General features: G+C 64.9%; 5 protein-coding genes and 1 pseudogene. 5 read left to right on the forward strand and 1 reads right to left on the reverse strand.

What is annotated here, in order from left to right; all coding sequences use genetic code 11:
• The 3 genes from alr to GPA_RS07645 form a co-directional block, all read left to right on the forward strand.
• On the forward strand, positions 1 to 1,219 hold a 1,219-nt coding region (alr, locus tag GPA_RS07635), incomplete at its 5' end, for an alanine racemase (protein WP_197533081.1).
• A gap of 36 nt (positions 1,220 to 1,255) precedes the next feature.
• Positions 1,256 to 1,936 carry a uracil-DNA glycosylase gene (locus GPA_RS07640; RefSeq protein ID WP_015539502.1) on the forward strand — a complete coding sequence of 227 codons (681 nt, stop codon included), beginning with the start codon at positions 1,256 to 1,258 and terminating at the stop codon, positions 1,934 to 1,936.
• A gap of 181 nt (positions 1,937 to 2,117) precedes the next feature.
• Positions 2,118 to 3,263: a Fic family protein gene (locus GPA_RS07645; RefSeq protein ID WP_041239271.1), complete on the forward strand. Its 1,146-nt coding sequence runs from the start codon at positions 2,118 to 2,120 to the stop codon at positions 3,261 to 3,263.
• Between the two features lie 128 nt (positions 3,264 to 3,391).
• On the opposite strand, the gene GPA_RS07650 is transcribed toward GPA_RS07645, so the two are convergent.
• Entirely contained in the window at positions 3,392 to 4,315 is a 924-nt protein-coding gene (locus GPA_RS07650) for a magnesium transporter CorA family protein (protein WP_041239273.1), read from the reverse strand.
• A 300-nt stretch (positions 4,316 to 4,615) separates the two neighbouring features.
• Here GPA_RS07650 and GPA_RS07655 point away from each other — a divergent pair, with 300 nt between their 5' ends.
• Together GPA_RS07655 and GPA_RS07660 are read left to right on the forward strand one after the other, a co-directional pair.
• Positions 4,616 to 5,479: a sulfide/dihydroorotate dehydrogenase-like FAD/NAD-binding protein gene (locus tag GPA_RS07655; RefSeq protein WP_041239275.1), complete on the forward strand. Its 864-nt coding sequence runs from the start codon at positions 4,616 to 4,618 to the stop codon at positions 5,477 to 5,479.
• Between the two features lies 1 nt (position 5,480).
• A pseudogene (locus GPA_RS07660) lies at positions 5,481 to 5,939 on the forward strand (dihydropyrimidine dehydrogenase); the annotation flags it as partial.

The following is a 5,939-nucleotide window of genomic DNA, read 5'->3' on the forward strand; positions in this document are numbered from 1 at the left end:
GTTCCAGTACGCGCGCGACCACGCGCGGCCCGACGCGGGCGCGGCGAGCTTCGACCCCGACAAGCTGCGCCTCATCCCCGACACCGACCGCCGCTGGGCCTGGACGGAGGTCGACCTGAACGCCCTGCGCCACAACGTGGCGTCCCTCAAGCGCCACGTGGGACCCGGCGTGCGCGTCATGGCCGTGGTGAAGGCCGACGGCTACGGGCATGGGGCGGTGCGCTGCGCGAAGACGGCGCTGAACTCCGGCGCCGAGTACCTGGGCGTGGCCACGGTCAACGAGGCCATCGAGCTGCGCGAGGCGCTGGTGAACGCGCCCATCCTCGTGCTGTCGCAGCCGCCCGACGAGGCCATCCCCCTGCTGCTGGCCTACAAGGTCATGCCGAGCGTCTACACGCCCGACTTCGCCATCCGCTACGCCGAGGCGGCCGACGCCTTCGGCATCCGCGCGCCGTACCACCTGGCCGTGAACACGGGCATGAACCGCATCGGCGTGCGCCACGACCAGGTGGTGGAGTTCCTCTCGCAGGTGAGCTTCCACCGCGCGCTCGACCTCGTGGGCACGTTCACCCACTTCGCCACGGCCGATGCGCCCGAGACGCTGGACTTCCATATACAGACGAAGCGCTTCCTGGAGGCCATCCAGGGCATGCGCGTGGCCGGCGTCGATCCCGGCATCATCCATGCTGCCAACTCGGCCGCAGCCATCCGCTACCCGGACGTGCACTTCGACATGGTGCGCCCCGGCATCGCGCTCTACGGCCTGCACCCGTGCCCGGAGACGCGCACGATGATCGAGCTCAAGCCCGTCATGAGCGTGCACGCGCGCGTGACCGACGCACGGCTCGTTCCCATGAGCGAGGGCGTGAGCTATGGCATGAACTACCGCAGCCCCGGCAGCGTGAAGATTTGCACCATACCGGTGGGCTACGCCGACGGCCTGCGCCGGGGGCTCTCGGGCCGCACGGACTTCATCGTGTCCGGCCAGCGGTTCCGCCAGGTGGGCAACATCTGCATGGACCAGTGCATGTTCGAGGTGGACATGCGCATCTACGGCACGCGCCGCCGCGTTGACCCGCAGATCGGCGACGAGGTGGTGCTGGTGGGACGCCAGGGCGACTCGGTGGTCACGCTCGACGACATGGCGAACACGCTGGGCACGATCCACTACGAGCTGTCCATCGGGTTCGCGCAGCGCATGCCCAGAGTGTACGTGTAGGCTCTCGCGCAGAGAGCAGGGAGAAGGGGGATTCGCATGCCCAAGCCGCACATTCCGCTGGAGGACATCCGCGCGCAGGTGGAGGCCTGCCGCAAGTGCCCGCTGGCCGACGGCCGCACGCAGACGGTGTTCGGGGTGGGGAACCCCTCGGCGCGCGTGCTCATCGTGGGCGAGGCGCCGGGCAAGAACGAGGATCTGCAGGGCGAGCCCTTCGTGGGCAAGGCCGGGCAGTACCTCAACGAGCTTCTGGCCATCGCGGGCCTGGCGCGCGAGCACGTGTTCATCGCGAACGTGCTGAAGTGCCGGCCTCCCGGGAACCGCGACCCGCGCCCGGAGGAGATCGAGCTCTGCACCCCGTACCTGCGCGAGCAGACGCGCACCATCGACCCCGAGTTCATCGTCACCTTGGGCAACTTCTCCACGAAGTTCATACTGAAGACGGAGATCGGCATCACGCGCCTGCACGGCACGCTGCAACGCGCGGGCAAGTTCAAGGTGTTCCCCATCTTCCACCCCGCTGCCGCCATCTACGACGGCTCGAAGCGCGAGGCCCTGGAGAACGACTTCGCCACGCTCGGCGAGCTGCTGCGCGCAAGCGACGCGGAGAAGGCGGCGGCGCCTGCCGCGCAGGTCGACAGCCCCGCGACTCCCGCGCAGCCTGCGGAAGAGGCCCCTGCCGCCTCGCAGCCTGCGGTGGAGCAGTCGCATCTGCTCTAGGAAACACCGACATCTGCGCCCCTCGCGCCCCGCTATCGAAAGTTTTCTTTCGTTAGCGGGGCATTTTCGCGTCGTAACGAAAGAAATCGGCCGATTTCTTTCGTTAGCGTGAGATAATGAAAGAAAAGGCTAAGAAACCTTAGCTATTTTCGCAAATGCACTACGAGAAGGAGGAACACTGGTGGATAGGCAAAACCGATCCGGGCGATTCGTTGCCCAGCCAACCGGATACCGTGCGTTCGTTCCCAAGCCGCTGCCACCCGATCCTCCCCTCGAGTTCACCTCGGAACTGCTCGGGCTCCTCTCCGAGGCGGACCGCAAGCTCGGCAGGCTGGACGGTGTGACCCAGGTGCTGCCCGACCCTGATCTGTTCGTGTCGATGTACGTCAAGAAAGAGGCGCTTCTCAGTTCCCAGATCGAGGGCACGCAGGCTTCTCTGGAAGACGTCATCGCCATCGAGGAGAGCCGGATGAACGACGACACGCAGGAAGTTGCCAATTACATCGCGGCCATGAACTACGGGCTCGACCGCCTGCGGGAGTTTCCCTTGAGCCTGCGGCTGATCCGCGAGATCCATGCCCATCTGTTGGCGAGCGGTCGCGGAAGCGAGCGAACCCCCGGCGAGTTCAGGCACTCCCAGAACTGGATCGGGCCGCAGGGCTGCTCGCTCGCCGACGCGCCCTATGTGCCTCCGGCTGTGGATGATATGCGAACGGCGCTTGGAGCCCTGGAGTCGTTTTTCTACGAATGCGCCGACATGCCCACCTTGGTGAAGATCGCCCTTATCCATGCCCAGTTCGAAACCATCCATCCGTTTCTTGATGGAAACGGGCGCATGGGTCGGCTGCTCATAACCTTTTGGCTCTGCAACGAGGGGATCCTGTCAAAACCCGTTCTTTACCTGAGCTATTACTTCAAAAGGAACCGGCAGGAATACTACGACCGCCTGATGGACGTGAGGCTCAAGGGCGCTTGGGAAGAGTGGCTGGCGTTTTTTCTCCGGGGTATCTCCCAGACATCCGAAGAAGGGGTCGCTTCGGCCAAGCAGATCATCCAGCTGCAAAGCGATTGCCTGCGACTCTTGAACGATGCAAGGCTTAGCGCCAACCACACGGCCCTTCTTGACCGGTTGTTCGAGTCGCCGTCCGTCACGAAACGCAAGGTGGCGGAAATGCTCCACGTGTCGGAGCCGACCGCGAAGAACGTGATAGACAACTTGTGCGGATTGGGCATCCTGAAAGATGCCTCGCCGAAGTCACAGCGCAACAAACGGTTCGTATTCCAGCGCTATTTGGACATCTTGGAGCCTGGTACGGATCCTCTTTAGCCGCAACGTGCCCCGCTAACGAAAGTTTTCTTTCGTTAGCGGGGCATTTTCGCATCGTAACGAAAGAAAACGGCCGATTTCTTTCGTTAGCGCTCGGCCTTGCCGGTTTGCGGCGCCAGGCCGGGGCCTCACAGCCATTTCTTCCTCTTGAATATCACCAGCTCCACCACGATGATGACGATGCACACCACGATGATGGTCTGGTAGCCCCACTGCCAGTCCAGGCCGGGCATGTTCGCGAAGTTCATGCCGAACCAGCTGGTGATGAGCGTGAGCGGGGCGAACAGCGTCGTGATGACGGTGAACCACTGCATGGTGTCGTTCTGCTGAATGTCGATTTGCGTCTGGTAGAGCTCGCGCAGCTGCAGGCTGTACTCCTTGAGCGTCTGCGAGCGCTTGAGCAGGCGCTCCACCGTTTTCTCGAGCGAGTGGAACAGGCGGGCCTCCCCGTTGGTGAGCAGTTTGTTCTCGTTGTCGCCGATGGTGCCCGTCATGTCCACGAGCTGCTGGTAGAAGGTGTCGATGCGCAGAAGCCGCCGCCGAAAGCCCAGCATCTTGCGGTTCGCCACGTTGCCGCAGCGGTCGATGATCTGCTCCTCCACGTCCTCCATGCGGTCCTCCACGTCGGCGAGGTACGTCAGGTCGTCCTTCACGAGCAGCTTCATGAACTCGAACAGGCAGTGCGCCGCCGTGGATTCCTTCAAAACGCCGATGCGCTCGATATCGTCGAGCAAGCGCGTGCATACCTGACCCTCGTCGATGAAGATGAGGTTGGTCTTGTTCAGGTAAAAGGCGAACTTGATCGTCTCGCCCATGAGGTCCTTCTTGTCGGGGACGGCGAACGAGCCGATGAGGCTGTCGGGGAACACGTCGAGGTAGGTGCTCTCGGCCTCCGTGAGCGTGCGCAGCGCCGAGAGCGTGTCGGCGCCGGCCACGCCGAGCTTGGCGAACTCCTGGGTGGTGATGACCTCCACCACCGATGCCCCCGGCTCGATGGGCTGGTCGAGCGGCACGGCCTTCAGCTGCTTGGTCAACACGTATTTCTGCGCCATGGCTGCTTCCTCCTCGATGGGCGCCGATGCGGACGGCTGCACCGCGCCCTGCGGACGGCTACGCGGCAATCAGCTCGCCTTCTCCGTCGCAACGCAGGGGCCGCATGCGCCGGCTGCGCCCTCCATCGATTATAGGTTCCCTGCCACCTCGGCGATTTTCTCTCCGCTGACCGCTCGGTAACCTGTTCGAAACATGGGGACGGCGGGCATGTTGCTATAATGGCCGCCATACTTCTATGGGGAGCGGCACCGCCATCGTCCGGTGCTGCTTCTCTATCTGAGAAGAGAGAGGGCGAAGCCGTGTACCCCATCGAACGAGTAGAACCGCTCAATGCGGAAGTCACCCGCATGGTCGTGCGCGCGCCCGAGATAGCGCGCAAGATCAGGCCGGGCCAGTTCATCATGTTGCGCATCGACGAGCGCGGCGAGCGCATCCCGCTCACGATGAACGAATGCGACCCGGAGGCGGGCACCGTCACCATCGTGTTCCAAGCGGTGGGCGCCACCACGATGCGCCTCGCGCAGCTGAAGGCGGGCGACGCGCTGCTGGACTTCGCGGGGCCGCTCGGCAACCCCACCGAGCTCGAGGGCGCGCGCCGCGCGTGCGTCATCGGCGGCGGTCTGGGAACGGCCATCGCGTACCCGCAGGCCAAGTGGCTGCACGAGCACGGCTGCGAGGTGGACGTGATCACCGGCTTCCGCAACAAGGACCTCATCCTTCTCGAGGACGAGATAAAGGCGTGCTCCACGCGCCAGATCATCATGACCGACGACGGCTCGAACGGCAACAAGGGCCTCGTGACGCAGGCGCTGCAGCAGCGTATCGACGAGGGCGCGGATTACGACCTGGTGCTGGCCGTGGGTCCCGTCATCATGATGAAGTTCGTGGCCGCCACCACCAAGCCCTACGGCATCAAGACGCTCGTGAGCATGAACCCGCTCATGATCGACGGCACCGGCATGTGCGGCGGCTGCCGCGTGAAGGTGGGCGACGAGTACCTGCACGCCTGCGTGGACGGGCCGGACTTCGACGGCCACCTGGTGGACTACGACGACGCCATGCGCCGTGGCGTGATGTACCGCAGCTTCGAGGGCGCGGCGCGCGAGGCGGCCGAGGGCCGCGACTGCAACGGCGGGACCGACGGCGAGCGGAAGGGGGCGTAGCATGGCGACCAGCTACGAGGTGAACCGGCAGAAGGAGAAAACGCCCGTTTCCGAGCTCGATCCGGCCGAGCGTGCGAAGACGTTCGACGAGGTGGCGCTGGGCTATACCGAGGAAGAGGCGGTGGCCGAGGCGCGCCGCTGCATCCAGTGCCCGAACGCCCCCTGCGTGGGCGGCTGCCCGGTGGGCGTGCCCATCCCGCGGTTCGTCGAGCAGGTGGCCGAAGGCAACTTCGCCCGTGCGTACGCCATCGTGAAGAGCGCGAACTCGCTGCCGGCCATCTGCGGGCGCGTGTGCCCGCAGGAGACGCAGTGCGAGGGCGTGTGCACGCGCGGCAGGAACGGCGAGCCGGTGGCCATCGGCCGCCTGGAGCGCTTCACATCCGACTGGGCGTTCGCGCATCCCGAGGAGGCGGCCGCGGCCATGGACGGGCTGCGCGAGGAGTGCGCTGCGGGCGACGAG

The organism is Gordonibacter pamelaeae 7-10-1-b, from assembly GCF_000210055.1.
GTDB classification, from domain to species: Bacteria; Actinomycetota; Coriobacteriia; order Coriobacteriales; family Eggerthellaceae; genus Gordonibacter; species Gordonibacter pamelaeae.